Genomic DNA, 16,547 nt, shown 5'->3' with positions numbered 1-16,547 from the left:
CTCGGGTGCATGACGCCCGAACCGCATCTGCCCGAACTCGGAACTATCGAAGGCTTCTACGGCAAGCCTTGGAGCTTTGCGGCGCGCGCTGCGCATGTGAGCGCGCTCGCACCGCATGGCTACCGCTTCTATCACTATGCGCCGAAGGCCGATGCCTTGCTGCGGCGGCGCTGGGGTGAACCGCATCCGAAAGAGGATTTCGAGGCGCTGGCAAGCCTCGCCGCCCATTGCCGGGCGGAGGGCGTGCGCTTCGGCGTCGGCCTCAGCCCCTATGAAATCTATCTCGCCTTCGACGAGGCAGCGCGCGCAGCACTGAAACGAAAGCTCGCGGAGCTTGATGCCATCGGCATCGACGATCTCGCGATCCTCTTCGACGACATGCGCGGCGACGTGCCCCGCCTTGCCGAAACGCAGATCGAGATCCTGAATTTCGTTGCCGACCACACAAAGGCCGGACGGCTCATCACCTGCCCGAGCTATTATTCGCACGATCCGGTGCTCGACCGTTTCTTCGGCGAGCGGCCCGCGCATTATCTCGAAACCCTGGGCTGGGGCCTCGATCCGGCCATCGGCATCTTCTGGACGGGACCGAAAGTCTGTTCGGTGGAAATCGGCTCGGATCACCTGAGGCGCGTCGCCGAAATGCTCGGCCGCAAGCCTTTTCTCTGGGACAATTATCCCGTGAATGACGGGCAGCGCATGTCGCCCTTCCTGCACCTGCGCGCTTTCGAGGGCCGCGATGCGGAGATTGCCCCGCTCATTGCCGCGCATGGCGTGAACCCCGCCTCGCAAACCATGCTGAGCCGCATCCCCATGCTGACGCTTGAGGCGACCTATCGCGGCAAAGGCGGCACTGGGCTTTTCGGGTCTGCAGCGCGCGATGTTGCGGGGGAGCGGCTGGCGAAGATGCTAGAAGACGACCTCGCCCTGCTGCAGGACAAGGGGCTCAACGGCATGACGGATGAAGAAAAGGCGGCGCTGCGAATCCGCTACGCCGCCTTCGACCACGCCTGCGCCCGTGAAATCGTCCAATGGCTCGATGGTGAGTGGCGCATCACCAATGAGATCGTGCTGACGCAATAACCCGCGTCAACGCGCCGTCATGCCACCGTCGATGACCAGTTCCGTACCCGTCACATAACGCGACTCATCCGACGCGAGGAAAACGATACCCGCCGCGATATCTGCCGGAAGCCCGGCATAGCCGAGCGGCACACCCACCGTTGCCACCATGTTGGGATCGATCGTGTTGGCGCCGGGCGGCATGGGCAGCACCGACGAGTTCACCGCCTGTGCACCGACGCCGCCGCCCTGCGGAATCTTCTGCCAGATCGCCGTGTCGATGATACCGGGGTGAATAGAGTTCACGCGGACATTCATCTGCGACTGCGCGCATTCGAGAGCTACAGCCTTCGAGAAGAGCCGCACCGCGCCCTTGGTGGCGCAGTAGCCTGCAAGTCCCGGCGCGCCCTGAAGACCAGCGACCGACGAGATATTGATGACGGAGCCGCCGCCCGATTCCGCAATAACGGGGATCACATGCTTCACGCCGAAAAAGACGCCGTCGACATTGATCGCCTGCTGGATTTGCCAGTCCTTGTAGGACATATCGAAGATCGAGGCGCCGATGGCGATGCCGGCATTGTTGACGAGGATATGGACGCCGCCGAACTCATTCTTGGCGATTGAGGCGATTTCCGCCCAACGCTCTTCGTTCGTCACATCCTGCTTGTAACCGCTCGCGACGCCGCCGGCCTTGCGGATGATATCGACCGTTTCCTTGAGGCCCGCCTCGTCGACATCCGTTACAACGACCTTGGCGCCTTCCGCCGCCAGCGCCACTGCGGCGCCGCGGCCGATACCGGTCGCCGCGCCCGTCACAAGGGCGACCTTGCCCGCTACCCGTCCCATGCTGCTCTCCCGTAATCTTCTTATGGTTAGGACACCGAGTCTTAGGGTATGAGCCCTAGTACCGCAACGCCCCTTCCCATTGGGCGGGGTGCGGCGAATTCGGCTCTTGAGAAAAACTATACCAGAGTCTAGTTTCAGGGCTGACAAGCGGACAGCAAGGTATGACGAGACTGTTGAAATCCAGCCGGAACGGCGCCGCGAAACCCGAGGCGCCGAAGAAGTCCGGCAAGAAGGAACGCACGCGGCAGGAAATCTACCGCGCAGCGATGAAGCTCTTTGCCGAGAGCGATTATGACAAGGTCACGATCGAGGAGATCTGTGCCGAGGCGGGCATAGCCAAGGCAACCTTCTTCCTGCATTTCGCCGGGAAGTCGGCCCTGATCGGCGTCTTCAACGAGGAAGTGACGCGCGCGCTGACAGAGCGGCTGGCGGAACATGAAGGCACGGCGGAGGAGGAGCTTTTGCTACTCGTTTCCCTGCTGCGCGACGCCTGGGAGCTGAACGCGACGGTGCTCCACAAGATGCTGAGCGAATTCCTTGACCAGCCCGCCCTCATGCCGAAGGCCGCCGAAGTAAACGAGAGCGTTCTCGCCCATGTGACGCGCATCGTGGAGCGCGGGCAGGAACGGGGCGAATTCTCGAACGATTTTCCGCCGCAGGTGGCCGCCGTCGCGCTGGTGGCGGCCTGGAGCGCCTTCACCGCATGGTGGCTCCAGAACCCGGATATGGACCGTGCCGAGATCAACCGGGCGCTGATGCAGTTTCAACTCAACGGGCTTCGGAAAAAGGACTGACCGGCGCAAGATCGCCGGAACGAAATTCGCAACCAGGGAGAGACCCATGTACGGACAGAAAATGCGCTTCGGCGCCTTCATCGCGCCCTTCCATCCGCTGAACGAAAATCCGACCCTCGCACTCGATCGCGATATCGAACTTGTCCAGCTGATGGACAAGCTCGGTTATGACGAGGCCTGGATCGGCGAGCATCACTCGGCAGGCTATGAGCTGATCGCAAGCCCCGAACTCTTCATCGCCACGGTGGCCGAGCGCACACGCAACATCAAGCTTGGCACCGGCGTTTCCTCGCTCCCCTATCATCACCCGCTGATGCTGGCCGACCGGATCAACCAGCTCGACCACATCACGCGCGGCCGCGTGATGCTCGGCGTCGGACCGGGCTCGCTTCCCTCAGACGCCTTCATGATGGGCATTACGGTCGCAAAGCAGCGCGACATGATGGACGAGGCGCTGGATGTGATCGTACCGCTGCTGCGCGGCGAGAAAGTGACGGCGAAGACCGACTGGTTCGAACTGAAGGATGCGCAGCTGCAGATGACGCCCTGGTCGCGGCCATCCGTCGAGATCGCTGTGGCAAGCCAGGTCTCGCCGACCGGCGCAACGGCGGCCGGACGCCACGGCCTCGGCCTCCTCTCGATCGGCGCGACTTCCGCCGGCGGATTCAACGCACTCTCATCCAACTGGGCAATCTGCGAGGACACGGCGAAGGATCATGGCAAGACCATCGACCGCAGCCAGTGGCGCCTTGTGGGCCCGGTACATATTGCCGAGACGCGGGAAAAGGCGCGCGAGAATGTGCGCTTCGGTCTCGAGCAATGGCTCTACTACTTCCGCGAAGTGGCAGCCCTGCCGCTCGCGCCAACCGATGGATCGGACCCGGTGGACGCGCTCATCGCCTCCGGCATGGCTGTGATCGGCACGCCGGACGACGCCATCGCGCAGATCGAACGGCTGCAGGCGCAGTCGGGCGGCTTCGGCTGCTTCATGCAGCTTGCGCATAACTGGGCCGATTGGGAAAACACCAAGAAGTCCTACGAGCTGATGGCGCGTTACGTCTTCCCGAAGTTCCAGCAGCTGAACGAGAACCGCGAAGCCTCGCTCAACTGGGCACGCGACAACCGCCCGACCTTCATGGGCGAAGCCATGATGGCGGTGGGCAGCCGCGTGGCGCAGCATGTCGAGAAGAAGGGCACGGAAAATATCCGCCCGGAAATTCTTGCCGCCATGGGCCTCGACAAGAAGACCGACGCCGCGCAATAAGCTGCGGCAAGGCGGAAAAGCAAAGGGCGGCTCCAAGGAGCCGCCCTTTTTTGTTCCGCTGCGGGATCGCTCTAGAGGCGGAACTCGCCCGAGCAGATCTTGCCGTAGAGATGCTGGTCGACCGGCACATACTTCTTCTGCACCGGGCAATTGAAAAAGATGGGCTCGGGAATGACGGAAGGATCGAATCCTTCTTTCACCAGTTCGACCTTGCGATGCTTGAAGGTGCCTGTGATCTCGATTTCAGGCTGGATGCGCAGGAAGACGGGCACCGCATAATCGGGCAGTTCCTTCTGCATCTGCGTGCGGAACTTGTCGAGATCGAGCGAGCCGTTCTCGGCGACGATCGAGGCCATGCCGGCGCGGCCATCGGCACCCGGCACATGCACGCCATAGACGTTCGCTTCCTTCACGCCGGGGAACACGGAAATCGCCTCGGCGACTTCCGACGTCGCCACGTTTTCGCCCTTCCAGCGGAACGTGTCGCCGATACGGTCGACAAAGTAGAAATAGCCGAGCTTGTCCTGACGCAGCAGATCGCCCGTGCGGAACCACGCATCACCCTTCTCGAAGACGTCGCGGAGGATCTTCTTTTCCGTCTCTTCCTTTTTGGCATAGCCGTCGAAGCGGCCTGTCGGCTGCTCGGGATCGTCGGTGATCTTGCCGAGCGCCTCGCCTGCTTCGCCGAATTCCGCCTTGATGCAGAAGCCGTCTGGCCCACGCACCGGCTGCTCGTTCTCGATGTCGAACTTCACGATCTCGACATTGAACTTCGCCTTCGCCCAGCTCGGGATACGGCCAATGGCACCAGGCGAGCCATCGAAATTCATCAGCGCGACATTGCCTTCCGTCGCACCGTAGAATTCAAGAACGCGCGGAATGTTGAACCGCTTCTGGAAGGACTGCCAGATTTCCGGCCGCAAGCCATTGCCTACCGCAAGGCGGATCTTGTGCTTGCGTTCCTTCGGGTGCTTGTCGGTGTTGAGCAGGTAGCGGCAAAGCTCGCCGATATACTGGAAGAGCGTCGCCTTGTATTTGTGCGCGTCGTCCCAGAACTGCGTCGCCGAAAACTTGCGGCGCAGGATCACCGAACCGCCAACGGTCAGCGTCGAGCCGATGGCGCAGACGCCGCCCGCCGAGTGGTAGAGCGGCAGCACGACATACATGCGGTCCTTCTCCGTCGCATTCGTGCCGGCGGCAAAGGCGCCCATCATGGCGTTGAGACGCACATGCGGGATCTTTGCGGCCTTCGGATTGCCGGTCGTACCGCTCGTATAGATGAAGAGCGCATCATCGTCCTGCGTCACGTCCTTTCGGATATCGGCGGGAAGAGGATCGCCGGAAAGCTGCGAGAGCGCATTGTCGAGATCATGCGCGCCCTGCATCTGGCCGCCCGTGACCCAGACGGTCATCGGCCGCTCAAGCTGGTCCGCAGCCGTCGAATAGTTCTCGGCAAGCTCCGCCCCGAGAACGAGGTGGTTCGCATTGGAGATGTTGAGGCAGTGGGCAAGCGGCCCCTTGGTGAGATTGGTGTTGATGAGGGCGGCCGTGGCGCCGGCCTTGACGATACCGAGCCAGGCGATCAGATATTCCGGCCGGTTTTCCATCATCAGCGCGACGACGTCGCCGCGGCCAAGCCCCTGCCCCTGCATCCAGCGGGCATATTTGTTCGCCTCTTCATTGTACTGGCGATAGGTGAGGGTCTTGTCCTCGAAATAGATCGCAATGTTGTTCGGTTTGGTCCGCGCCAGTTCTTCGATGATGTCTGAAAAAGTGCGCGTGGTGTCCGCCCGGATCTCCTTCAGCTTCTTCAGCGAACGGAGGGCCGCCCGCACGAACACAATTTCGTTGCCGACCCGCTTGAAGAAACCCATATCCGATCATCCTCCCAAGGATTGTGTTGCGTTGAACGTAGTTGGGTCTGTTATGCCCGGCAGGGCGCGGGACCGTCAAGAAAAGCCGGTCGGGAAGCCGCCGTTTTCGCTTCACGGTGGCGTGACATGAGCGAAAGGCCCCGGCATTATCCGCGCCAGCGGCCCCCCATGCCGTTTCAGGGACGGAACGGAAGCGAACAAGCGCAGGGAATATGGTGGAACAGGGCGAAATTCTGCTCGATGTGATCGGCCAGCAATGCCCACTGCCCGTGCTGCGGGCGCGAAAGAGGCTGCTGCGGCTCGACCCGGGTGCGCTTCTGCGCGTCTTTGCGAGCGATCCTGTGGCGCGGATCGACATGGCGCATTTTTGCGCCCAGGCAGGCCACGAGCTTGTCGAGGTCCGCGATCGGGGCACATGGATCGAATTCCTGATCCGCCGGGGCGAACATATCGCCGAGCCGGAAGACGACCTGCTGTCAAAGCCGGTGAAGGGCCTCTAGGCCCGGAACTCCTCCGCGAGGATCGCGTAGAGGTATTCGTCCCGCCAAGCGCCCTGAATATATTTGCTGCGGCGGAACGCGCCTTCGCGGCGCATCCCGAGCTTTTCCATCACACGGGCAGACGCCTTGTTGCGCTGGTCACAACTCGCCACGATCCGCTGTAGCCCGAGGTCGCGGAAGCCGGCATGGGCAAGGGCGCGGGCGGCCTCAAGGGCGAAGCCGTGGCCCCAGAAATCAGGATGCAGAACATAGCCGATTTCGGCGGTGCGATTGTCCGGGTCCGACAGTTTGAGCCCGACGGCGCCGATCAGGCGCGGCTTCGCACCCCGTTTTTCCACCTGCTTCGACAGGACCGCGAGATCGAAATTGACGCGGTCCTTGTCCTTTTGATCGTCGAGGAAGGTGCGGACCGCCTGCTTGCTCTGTGCAAGCGAATTCGGTCCCCAAACGAGAAACTGCGTCACCTCGGGCAGGGACGAATAGGCATGAAGCGCTTCGAGATCGCGCGCGGCGAATTCGCGGATAGTGAGGCGCGGCGTTTCGATGGGAAGCGAGATAGAGGGCGCAGGCTCCACCCGCTTGCCCAGTCTCATTTTCCGAATGCCTTCTTGATGGCGGCCTTCTGCGGATCGCGAAATCCGGAAATGACGGTCTTGCCATTGTCGAAGACAGGCCGCTTGATCAGGGCGGGATGCGCCGTCATCAGCTTCAGGGCCTTTGCCTCGCCGAGACCTTCCTTGTCGCCATCGGGCAGCCCGCGCCAGGTGGTACTGGCCTTGTTGAGCAGCGCTTCCCAGCCGACAGCACCGGCAAACCGCTTCACATCCGCAGCGGAGATGCCTTCCACCTTCAGGTCGTGGAATTGATGGGCCATGCCTTCCGCTTCAAGCCACTTCACGGCCTTGCGGCAGGTATCGCAGTTTTTCAGCCCATAGATTTTCAGCACAAGCTCAGCCCCGGATTCTTCAACCGGGGCCGAGCATACCGTCTAAGAGGCCGGGGCCAAAGCCCGGCCGGCCCGTCAGGCCGCCTGCTTCTGCTGCTCGGCGCGCATTGCCTTGAAGGCATTTTCGGCGGCGGTCGTATAGGGCTCTGCCTCGATATAGGCCACCGGCGAGACGATGCCGAGTTCGCCACGGACCTGGGCAAGCGGTTTGTCGAGCATCGCTTCCCAGTCTGTCGCTGGCAGCCAGGCTGCCTTCTTGCCGTTGCGATAGGCCTCGCGGACCACCTTCCAGATGTTCACGTCAGGCAGGTTCTTTGCCGTCACCCGGGCGCCGACAAGCACGATGAAGCCGATCCCGCGATTGCGCGTCTGCGCATAGGTGAAAGCGAGCAGCGCCAGCTCGCCAAGCCCGTCGCGGCCATAGCCGCTCGTCACGTGCCACAGGTCATGCTGGTCGCGCAGGCGGGCACCGAAAAGCGCCTCTTCCTCGGAACGCATATCCGCGCGCTCCACGGCTTCGCTCGCCTCGACCAGCCCGTCGGCGGTGAGGTCTTCCTCGGCCATGAACTCATGATAAGTGCGGCCCAGCGTGCCTTCGGGCAAGGCCGCGAGCCGGGCACGGTCGCTGAGAGCCGCAATCAGATTGCGCCGTTCGGCAAGGATGCGCCGGCCTGTTTCGGTGGCCACGAACCGCCGGAAGCCACGTCCGATCGAGTCGCCGGACAGCGCGTCGATGATCTTGAAGACCTGGGACGTATCTTCCTTGTCGGCGATGAGGGCGCGGATCGCGCGGATCGCCTTCAGGGGCTGAATGCGCTTGCGCTTCCGCTTCACGGGGGCCGCACCTCGAAACTCGATTGGGCTTGCAGTCGTCATGGGCTATGTCCCGTTGCTATAGTGGCGATCTGCCAATTGCCTTGATTGCCTGATATTAGAAAATACTGACATAATTGTCAATATATAGCGCCGCGAAAAGGAAACTTGAGTGTCGAGCTCCGTCAAGAACCCGCCGGAAACCGCCAAATCCGCCGCAAAAGGAGGCGATGGCACCGCCGCCAAACCGGCCGCCAAGCGCGTTCGCCGCACTGCCGACGAGGCGCGTCGGCTGATTCTGGACGCTGCCGAGGGGCGGCTTGCCCGGCAGGGGCCGGAGGGCTTGCGGCTTCAGGACATCGCCCGCGATGTGGGCATTTCGCACCCCGCGATCCTGCATCACTTCGAAAGCCGCGAGGGGCTGGTGCGGGCGCTGATCGGACGGGCGAACCGGCAGCTCCGCGATACGCTGCTTTCGGCGCTCGACGAAGGCGGCAAGAGCGGAAGCAGGGGCGGCAATACCGCCTATCACATCGGACATGTGTTCGAGGCGCTGAGCGACCGGGGCACCGCACGGCTCTTTTCCTGGATGCTGCTGACAGGCCGCGCCAATGCCGGCCAGCCGGACAACACTGTCATGGGCGAGATCGTGGACGCCATCCAGGCGCGCCGCGAGGACCATGCGCGGCAGACGGGCGAGCCCGTGCCCGACCGCGAGGACACTCTCTTCATTGCCATGCTGACGGCGAGCGCCGCTTTCGGTGAGGCGATCATCGGCCGTCCGCTTGCGGAATCGGCCGGGCTCGATCAGGACGGACTGAAACGCTTTCGCCTCTGGTTCGCTCAGCTCGTCAACGACCATCTCGACAGCAAGAAATAGTCAGCGCCCCTTGTTGCGCAGGAGATCGCGCATGAGCGAAACGAGGCGCTCGGAATCGATTTCCGGCCGCACAACGCGCGCGACCATCACGCCATCGAGAAAGACCGAGACGAGCTGTGCAAGTTCCAGCGCCACTTTCGCCGCAAATCCTTCATCGCGCAGCGCATGGCCGATAAGATCGGTCTCGGTTCTGTAGAAGCGCGCGATCGCTGCATCGGTCTCCACCGAGCGCTGTCCGGAATGGGCATAGTCGAGGATCACCTTAAGGAAGCGCGTGATCTCGCCGAAGAGCAGCAGATTGCTGGACAGCCAGGCATCGAGATCGCCGATACCGCCCTTTTCCTTCTTGATATCGTCATAGGCGGCAAGCGCATCTTCGAGCGCCTTGCGCACGACGAACTGGAAGAGATCGTCCTTGTCCTCGAAATAGTAATAGATGAGCGCCGGATTGATGCCCGCCGCCTCACCGAGCTCCTTGTTGGAGACCGCAGCGACACCCGACTGCGAGAAGAGCTTGAGTGCAGCTGCTGCAATGGCATCGCGTTTGGCCTCGTTCGGCTGCTCGACGGGCGGGCGGCCAGCCTTCCTTGCAGGCTTTGCCCGGAGGCCGGCCTTCGTTCCGCTCACTTTGGCAGGCTTGCTCTTTGCCCGCCCCGCGCCTTTTGCCGTCACTTAACTTCGCCCTTCGTCGCGGCCGGCATCACCGGCCATTCTTCCTTCTCGGCCATTTCGAGCAGAGCCTCGAAGTCATCGATGATCCGGTCGAGCATGTCTCGGCCGAGCTTAGCAGAGGATTCGCTCGGCCGCCCGACAACGCCGTTCGGCGTTACAGCGGGCATCGCATAGCGCCAGATCTTGCCGATGGTGACATCCTCGACATCTTCTGCATGTTCCATCTGCACCATGCCGGGATCGAGCGCCATCACCATCGAGGTTTCGGCGATATTTGCATGAATGTCGGCAGCATCGAGCGTGTAGAGCCGCAGCGCCTCCGCCGAAATCTCCCAGAGGCCTCGCGTTGCGAAGCGCACGTCCGGGTGCTCATAGCGGAGCCTGAGAATGGCGCTTTCGATGCTCGGTCCGTTGGTGGCGTGGCCCGAAATGAAGAGCAGCCGGTCGATGCCGGTGGTGCGGATCGCCCAGTCCGACACCTCGCAAAGCACGCTTGCGAGCGTTTCCGGCGAGAGCGAAATCGTGCCGGGCCAAGCATCGGAATGACCGAATGAGCAGCCATAGGGTATGGCCGGCAACATCAGCACATTGCGGCGGCGGCACGCTTCGCCGCAGATCGCTTCGGCAAGAAGCGTATCCGTGCCAGAAGCGAGATGCGGCCCATGCTGCTCGGTGGCGCCGATCGGCAGGACCGCCATGCGGCGGCCCTGCTTTTCGACAAGTGCGCCGATCTGCGGCGCGGTGAGTTTCGCCCAAGCGGTCATGGCGAGCGCTCTCAGACGAAGGTGAGGTAGCGGTCACGCTCGGTCGGCGTCACCATGTAGAATTGCGCATCCCACTCCTTGCGCTTCTGCGCGACATAGATGTCGACGAATTCGGCACCGAGAACCTCGCGCGCGAAATCGCTTTCCTCCAGCGCGTCTGCTGCTTCGAGCAGGGTGCGCGGCAGGCGGCGGAGATTGCGGCCGCGCTGCGCCGCATCGCGCGAGAGATAGAGATTGTCGTTGAGCGGCATGCCGGGATCGGTCTTGCGGTCGAGGCCGTCGAGCCCGGCGTGAAGGCTGAAGGCCGAGGAGAGATAGAAATTTGCGCTCATGTCCGGCGCACGGTTCTCGATGCAGGGCCGGTTCATCGGCAGGCGCAGCATGGCCGAACGGTTGTTGCGGCCATAGGCGCGCAGCACAGGCGCCCAGGACATGTCCGGCATTTCGCCCTGTGCGATGAGGCCCTTGTAGGAATTGAAAGTGGGGCAGGTGATCGCGCAAAGTGCCTGCGCATGCTCGAGCAGACCGCCAGTAAAATAGAGCGTCTCGTCGGTGACAGGGAGACCATAATTGTGCGCAAGCGTGCCTGCGCCGCGCTTCGAGGCATCGAAAATGTTTTCCTTCGTCGTCACGTCCATCAGCGACATGTTGTGATGCGCGCCGGAGCGGAAATCATTGCTGAAGGGCTTGGGCATGAAGCTTGCGACCGCGCCATGCTTATGCGCGATCAATTTCACCATGAAACGGAAGAAGGTGAGCCGGTCCGCCGTCGTCACTGCATCGGTGTAACCGAAGTCGATTTCGAACTGGCCGTGGCCGCCCTCCTGGTCAAAGGAATAGAGCCCCCAGCCAAGCTCTTCAACATAACGGGTCAGCTCCTCTAGGAAGGGACCGGCGAGCGAAATCTGGTGAAGGTCATAGGCGGGTGTCGGCCCGTGGAAGGTTTCGGACTGGAAGGGCGCGAGCCCTTTTTCCGTCCGCCGCAGCACATAGAACTCCGGTTCGATGCCGAGATTGAAGACGAGATTGCGCTTCGCTGCCTTCTCGCTGGCGCGCTTCAGAATGACGCGGCTGCAATTCTGATAGGGCTCGCCGTGAAAATGGAGATCGGAGGCGAACCAGCAATAGCGCCGGTCCCAGGGAAGAATGGTGGCGCTGGCAAGATCGGGCACCGTTGCACATTCGTCGAAATGCGGACCGACAAGCCCCATGCCTTCAAGCGCACCGACAGTGAAAAGCTCGGAGCCGCCCACCATGTCGTTGAAATGCGCGATGGGCACGCATTTCGTCTTGGAGACCCCATGAACATCGACATAGCTCGCATAGCAGTATTCGACGCCTTCGCTTTTCAGCTTCTTGAGAAGATCCGATGCTTCCGCCATGTCGGCCATCGTCTGCACCCTTTGACTGCGGCCCGCCGGGGCCGGTGAACACATGCCCGGCCGCTTTGGCCCGGGACCGGAAAAGTATCGCCATAATTTAACTGATTGGTCAATTAAATTAAATCAGATGCGGGTTTGGCTCCGGTTGATATGCTCCACGTGGTTCATTCTTGTGAGACCTGCCGCCCATGACGCCTGCCCCTTCAATTCGTGCATCCGGGGAAGCCGACCTCCCAGACATCCTCGCGATCTATAACGACGCGGTGGAGAACACGACGGCCATCTGGAACGAGACGATCTCGGACCTCGAAGGGCGGCGAACATGGTGGCGCGAGCGGACGGCGCGCGGCTTTCCCATTCTCATCGCTGAGGCGGGAGGCGAGGTCGTCGGCTATGGGACCTATGGCGACTTCCGCGTCTATCAGGGTTATCGCTTCACGGTCGAGAATTCGGTCTATGTGCGCAAGGAAATGCGGCGCAAGGGCATTGCCGCCGCACTGTTGGCGGCGCTCATCGACGCGGCTGAAGGACAGGACCTGCATGTGATGGTGGCAGGCATCGAGGCAGGAAATACCGCATCAATCCGGCTCCATGAACGCTTCGGCTTCCGCGAGGTGGCGCGCATGCCCGAAACCGGCTTCAAGTTCGGCCGCTGGCTCGATCTCGTGCTGATGCAGAAAATGCTGGGATAGAGGCTCGCCCCTCGAAGGCAGGCCCGCCAGCCGAATCGCAATGCGCGAAGGCTGGTGCCCCTGGCCGGACTCGAACCAGCACGTTGTTGCCAACAACAGATTTTGAGTCTGCCGCGTCTACCATTCCGCCACAGGGGCCCTGAAGCATCGGGCGCGCATCATAATGCGCTTGCGCCACCCATCAATGGAAAAGAAGGAAGGGCCGGTCAGCCGGCGGCAGCCGCCGCGCCTTCGCCGCGATTGGCACAAAGGCGCTCGACCTTTGCAAGCAGTGAGACGATCTGGAAGGGCTTGCTGATCGTGTCGTTGACGCCGAGCCGCCTGGCAAGATTGAGGAATTCTCCCCCATCGATCTTGCCGCCGCCGGACATGGCGAGAATCCGCAAGTCAGGCTGTGTGCGCTTGACCTCGATGATCGTCTCGATGCCGTCCTTGTCCGGCATCAGGATGTCGGTGATCATCAGATCGAAATTTCCATCGGTCACGGCGAGGCAGCCATCGACCCCGGATTCGGCCTCGTCGACGCAGAATCCGGCCTCTTCCAGCGCAAACCGGATGGTCTGGCGGATCAGCGGATCGTCATCAATGACAAGAACGCGGCTCATCTTGGCTTTCCCGTCGCGTGTTCTGCCCGCCCCCTGGCGAAGCGAGTCTTCACCCTAGGTTTAACTCCCTAAGGAATTGTTAGGCAGGGGCGGAAAATCTGTGGAAAATTTCCACCAAACCACTGTTATTCCAGCGCTTTTCTTACCTTGGCGGCCATCTCCTGCCGCCGGTAGGGCTTGCTGAGAAGGTGCACACCAGCATCGAGACGGCCGTGGTGGATGATCGCATTTTCGGTATAGCCGGAGGTGTAGAGAACCCTGAGCTCCGGCCGGAGCTTCAATGCGGCTTCCGCAAGCTGCCGCCCGTTCATGCCACCCGGCATGACGACATCGGTGAAGAGCAGATCGATATCCTCCATCCGCTTTATGACCTCATAGGCTTCGGTGCCCGACGAGGCGTCCGTCACGCGATAGCCGAGATCGCGAAGCTGCGCGACCAGATGTTCGCGGACCAGCATGTCGTCCTCGACCACCAGGATATGCTCGTTGCCGCCTGCGACATCTTCGTCCGGGCGGTGCTCGATCTCTGCCGCCTCGCCACTTCTGACGCGCGGGAAGTAGAGCTTGACGGACGTGCCCTCGCCCTCCTCGGAATAGATTTTTGCATGCCCGCCGGACTGCTTGACAAAGCCGAATACCATGCTGAGGCCGAGGCCGGACCCCTTGCCGACATCTTTCGTCGTGAAGAAGGGCTCAAAGGCCCGCTCGATGACATCCTTCGGCATGCCGCAACCGGTATCGGACACCGAAATCATGACATAGCTGCCGGGTTCGACCTCGGCGTGGCGGCTCGCATAGTCGGCATCGAGCTCGACATTGTCCATTTCGATGGTGAGCTTGCCGCCATCCGGCATCGCATCGCGCGCATTGACCACGAGGTTGAGCAGCGCGACTTCGAGCTGACTCGGATCGAGTTCCGTCACCCAGAGATCGTCGCTGGCGACCAGATCGATCTCGATATCTTCAGAGAAGGTGCGCCGGAACAAGCCTTCCATGCCGGCAACGAGTCGGCTGACATCGATCGGCTTGGGCTCGAGCGGCTGGCGCCGCGCAAAAGCGAGCAGGCGGTGCGTAAGCTGCGCGCCGCGATGCGCCGCTGAAGCCGTCATTTCCGCAAGTTTCTTGAGGCGTTCCCGGCCCTGCAGCTGATCGGCGAGAAGTTCGGCATTGCCGAGAATGACGGTGAGCAGATTGTTGAAGTCGTGCGCAACGCCACCCGTCATCTGACCGATGACTTCCATCTTCTGCGACTGACGCATCCGCGCTTCAAAATCGCGCTGCTCCGTCACATCGATGATGCTGCCAACCATGCGTATCGCCTTGCCGTTTTCATCCCTCAATACGAAGCCTCGATCGACCACGGAAAGCGCCCGGCCATCGGCGTGGATGAAACGGTACTCGCCCGTCCAATTCGATTCCGTGCCCTTGATTACACTATACACGCCGTCGAGAATACGCTGCCGGTCCTCGGGGTGTATCCGGCTTTCCCAGAACTCGGGGCTCAACGGAACTTGCGCCGGATCGAATCCCAGCGTATCGAGCATGTTGTCGTTCCAGACAATCGTGTCCGCCTCGAAATCCCAATCCCAGATGACGTCGTGCGTCGCGCGCGTTGCAAGACGATAGCGCTCATCACTGATGCGAAGTTGCTCTTCTTTCTTGCGGCGCTCTGTAACGTCACGTTCGACCGCTATCCAGTGCGTTAATTCGCCGTTCTCGTCACGTACCGGCGCAAGATCGGCGTCGAGCCATACGATCCGTCCATCCTTCGCCCGTGCAGCGAACTCACCATGGGCGCGCAGGCCCTGTGCCATCGTTCCCCGCACCCGCAGAAGTTCCTCTCCCGACATCTCTGGCGCGATCAGAATGTCGGGCGTCTTGCCAATCACCTCGTCCGCCCTATAGCCGAAGAGCCGGGTCAAGGCATCGTTCACATAAACGATCTTGCGCCCCATTCCCGGCGCCACCGGGTGCGCCTCGGTGATGAAAAGAAGGTCGGCCTGATGATTGACGGCGACTTCGAGAAGCTTCAACTGCTGCTCGCGCGCCCGCACCTCTGTCACGTCGCGGAAGTAGAGCGCAATTCCGTCCTGTGTCGGATAGGCATGTACATCGAACCAGCCATCAAGCGGCGGGAAATATTCCGTAAAACGCGAGGGCGTCTGCGTTTCGAGAACGGCTTCATACTCCTTCTGAAAGCGCGAGCCCCGCGCTTCGGGAAACATGTCCCAGATATTGCAGCCGACGATACGGTCCCGCGAGACCGACAGAAGCCGCTCCGCCTGACCATTCATGAACGTGACCACCCAGTTCCGGTCGATCGTGAGCACGGCGTCGCTCATGCTCTCAAGCGTATTCGCAAGACGCTGAGCGACCGCGGAAAGCTCCTCTTCGGCACATATGCGGTCATGAATGTCCGCAGCCGATCCGAACCAGCGTGCTATGTTTCCCTTGTCGTCACGCGCCGCCATCGCCGTGACAAGATGCCAGCGATATTCGCCATCGTAACGGCGGAACCGAAATTCAGCGCGATAGGGATCGCCTGTCGAAGAGGCCGCTTGCCAGGCAGAAATTGCGACCGGCATGTCATCGGGATGGATTGAATCCAGCCATCTATTTGCCGCGATCTCCTCGTTTTCCAGACCCGCATAGTCGACATATTTCTGCGTGACGAAATCGATCGCGCCGGACGGCTTCGCCGTCCAGACGATGTGGGGCATGGCATTGGTGAGCTCCCGGAATTGACGCCGGCTTTCGGCCAGCGAGATTTCGGTCTGCCTGAATTCGGTGATGTCCTGCAGGGCGCCTTCAACGCGAACGACCTCACCGGCCTCGTTCTGACGGGGCTGACCGGCAATGCGCAGATGCACCAGTGAACCATCCTCGCGCTGGAAATCGAATTCATCATCGAACGGCACACCCTGGTGCATACAGAATTCCACCGCACGTGCGATACGAAGCGCAGAATCTCCGGAAAAGAAGGTGCTCGCATCTGTCACCGTGGTGATCTCGTCGGGCGCAAAGCCGAGAATTCGCCCCGCCTCGTTCGACCAGGACAGCATTTCCGTCTTCACATCGATGGACCAGCCGCCAACCCGCGCCACGCGAGCACCCACGCCGGCAAGCATTGCCTGTTCCGCCAGCTGCGCTTCCGTCCTGACCAGCCGGTTGTAAAAGATTCGCAGCAGCACATAGAGGATGCCGGCGGTCACGAGGACATAGGCAAGACCCTTCTGCATCTGGAAAAAGAGCTGAAATGTGAACTCCTTTTCGATCAGCACGGCTCCGACGATATCGGAGGAAACGATCCAGAGCGATCCGAGGATGCCGTAGACGATCGCAATCCGCCCTGGTGCCAGACGAAGCGAACTGTCTTGCGCTTCGCTTCCCGTGAAACGGCGAGAACAATGCTCAAACCCCATGTTGCGAAATCACCCCTCCCCAAGGCTC

At 61.4% G+C, this 16,547-nt stretch carries 16 protein-coding genes and 1 tRNA gene; 6 read left to right on the top strand and 11 right to left on the bottom strand.

Features of this window, described 5'->3' with window-relative positions; translation table 11 throughout:
* Positions 1-9: 9 nt before the first annotated feature.
* Positions 10-1,083 (top strand): beta-N-acetylglucosaminidase domain-containing protein, encoded by a 1,074-nt coding sequence (locus ACK4FH_RS06425; protein WP_409811972.1) that lies wholly within the window; start codon positions 10-12, stop codon positions 1,081-1,083.
* 6 nt (positions 1,084-1,089) lie between these two features.
* On the opposite strand, the gene ACK4FH_RS06420 is transcribed toward ACK4FH_RS06425, so the two are convergent.
* Complete coding sequence (locus ACK4FH_RS06420) at positions 1,090-1,911, bottom strand: SDR family NAD(P)-dependent oxidoreductase (protein WP_409811970.1); 822 nt, start codon at positions 1,909-1,911, stop codon at positions 1,090-1,092.
* A 161-nt stretch (positions 1,912-2,072) separates the two neighbouring features.
* On the opposite strand from ACK4FH_RS06420, the gene ACK4FH_RS06415 reads away from it, so the two are divergent.
* Together ACK4FH_RS06415 and ACK4FH_RS06410 are read left to right on the top strand one after the other, a co-directional pair.
* Positions 2,073-2,705: a TetR/AcrR family transcriptional regulator gene (locus ACK4FH_RS06415; RefSeq protein ID WP_409811968.1), complete on the top strand. Its 633-nt coding sequence runs from the start codon at positions 2,073-2,075 to the stop codon at positions 2,703-2,705.
* Positions 2,706-2,751: 46 nt separating this feature from the next.
* Positions 2,752-3,969, top strand: a complete 1,218-nt coding sequence (locus ACK4FH_RS06410; RefSeq protein WP_409811966.1) for an LLM class flavin-dependent oxidoreductase — start codon at positions 2,752-2,754, stop codon at positions 3,967-3,969.
* Positions 3,970-4,040: 71 nt separating this feature from the next.
* Here the strand turns inward: ACK4FH_RS06410 and ACK4FH_RS06405 are convergent, their stop codons facing one another.
* The gene (locus ACK4FH_RS06405) at positions 4,041-5,843 is read right to left on the bottom strand and encodes a long-chain-acyl-CoA synthetase (protein ID WP_409811964.1); all 1,803 of its coding nucleotides are present in this window, start codon (positions 5,841-5,843) and stop codon (positions 4,041-4,043) included.
* A gap of 215 nt (positions 5,844-6,058) precedes the next feature.
* On the opposite strand from ACK4FH_RS06405, the gene ACK4FH_RS06400 reads away from it, so the two are divergent.
* Entirely contained in the window at positions 6,059-6,343 is a 285-nt protein-coding gene (locus ACK4FH_RS06400; RefSeq protein ID WP_409811962.1) for a sulfurtransferase TusA family protein, read from the top strand.
* Here the strand turns inward: ACK4FH_RS06400 and ACK4FH_RS06395 are convergent.
* From ACK4FH_RS06395 to ACK4FH_RS06385, 3 genes are all read right to left on the bottom strand, one after another.
* Positions 6,340-6,936, bottom strand: coding sequence for a GNAT family N-acetyltransferase (locus ACK4FH_RS06395; protein ID WP_409811960.1), 597 nt, complete (start codon positions 6,934-6,936; stop codon positions 6,340-6,342). The genes ACK4FH_RS06400 and ACK4FH_RS06395 overlap by 4 nt on opposite strands.
* Positions 6,933-7,289: an arsenate reductase gene (locus tag ACK4FH_RS06390; RefSeq protein WP_409811958.1), complete on the bottom strand. Its 357-nt coding sequence runs from the start codon at positions 7,287-7,289 to the stop codon at positions 6,933-6,935. The genes ACK4FH_RS06395 and ACK4FH_RS06390 overlap by 4 nt, the downstream gene beginning before the upstream one ends.
* A 75-nt stretch (positions 7,290-7,364) precedes the next feature.
* The gene (locus ACK4FH_RS06385) at positions 7,365-8,165 is read right to left on the bottom strand and encodes a Coq4 family protein (protein WP_409811957.1); all 801 of its coding nucleotides are present in this window, start codon (positions 8,163-8,165) and stop codon (positions 7,365-7,367) included.
* A gap of 109 nt (positions 8,166-8,274) precedes the next feature.
* Between ACK4FH_RS06385 and ACK4FH_RS06380 the strand changes: the two genes are divergently transcribed.
* Entirely contained in the window at positions 8,275-8,982 is a 708-nt protein-coding gene (locus ACK4FH_RS06380) for a TetR/AcrR family transcriptional regulator (protein ID WP_409811955.1), read from the top strand.
* Here the strand turns inward: ACK4FH_RS06380 and ACK4FH_RS06375 are convergent, their stop codons facing one another.
* Genes ACK4FH_RS06375 through ACK4FH_RS06365 form a run of 3 tightly spaced genes read right to left on the bottom strand, consistent with a single transcriptional unit; the run spans position 8,983 to position 11,800 of the window.
* Positions 8,983-9,609, bottom strand: coding sequence for a TetR/AcrR family transcriptional regulator (locus ACK4FH_RS06375; RefSeq protein ID WP_409811953.1), 627 nt, complete (start codon positions 9,607-9,609; stop codon positions 8,983-8,985).
* 41 nt (positions 9,610-9,650) lie between these two features.
* The gene (locus tag ACK4FH_RS06370; protein WP_409811951.1) at positions 9,651-10,418 is read right to left on the bottom strand and encodes a creatininase family protein; all 768 of its coding nucleotides are present in this window, start codon (positions 10,416-10,418) and stop codon (positions 9,651-9,653) included.
* An 11-nt stretch (positions 10,419-10,429) separates the two neighbouring features.
* Positions 10,430-11,800, bottom strand: a complete 1,371-nt coding sequence (locus tag ACK4FH_RS06365) for a glutamine synthetase (protein WP_409811950.1) — start codon at positions 11,798-11,800, stop codon at positions 10,430-10,432.
* Between the two features lie 188 nt (positions 11,801-11,988).
* On the opposite strand from ACK4FH_RS06365, the gene ACK4FH_RS06360 reads away from it, so the two are divergent.
* Complete coding sequence (locus ACK4FH_RS06360) at positions 11,989-12,492, top strand: N-acetyltransferase family protein (RefSeq protein ID WP_409811948.1); 504 nt, start codon at positions 11,989-11,991, stop codon at positions 12,490-12,492.
* A gap of 52 nt (positions 12,493-12,544) precedes the next feature.
* Here the strand turns inward: ACK4FH_RS06360 and ACK4FH_RS06355 are convergent.
* From ACK4FH_RS06355 to ACK4FH_RS06345, 3 genes are all read right to left on the bottom strand, one after another.
* Positions 12,545-12,630: transfer RNA gene (locus tag ACK4FH_RS06355), tRNA-Leu, on the bottom strand.
* Positions 12,631-12,698: 68 nt separating this feature from the next.
* Entirely contained in the window at positions 12,699-13,097 is a 399-nt protein-coding gene (locus ACK4FH_RS06350) for a response regulator (RefSeq protein WP_409811946.1), read from the bottom strand.
* A gap of 125 nt (positions 13,098-13,222) precedes the next feature.
* Positions 13,223-16,519, bottom strand: a complete 3,297-nt coding sequence (locus ACK4FH_RS06345) for a PAS domain S-box protein (protein WP_409811944.1) — start codon at positions 16,517-16,519, stop codon at positions 13,223-13,225.
* Positions 16,520-16,547 lie beyond the last annotated feature (28 nt).

The sequence above is a fragment of the Parvibaculum sp. genome, from assembly GCF_046297875.1.
GTDB lineage: Bacteria > Pseudomonadota > Alphaproteobacteria > Parvibaculales > Parvibaculaceae > Parvibaculum.
The sequence above is the reverse complement of the archived record's forward strand: the minus strand, read 5'-3'. Positions and strand labels throughout refer to the sequence as shown.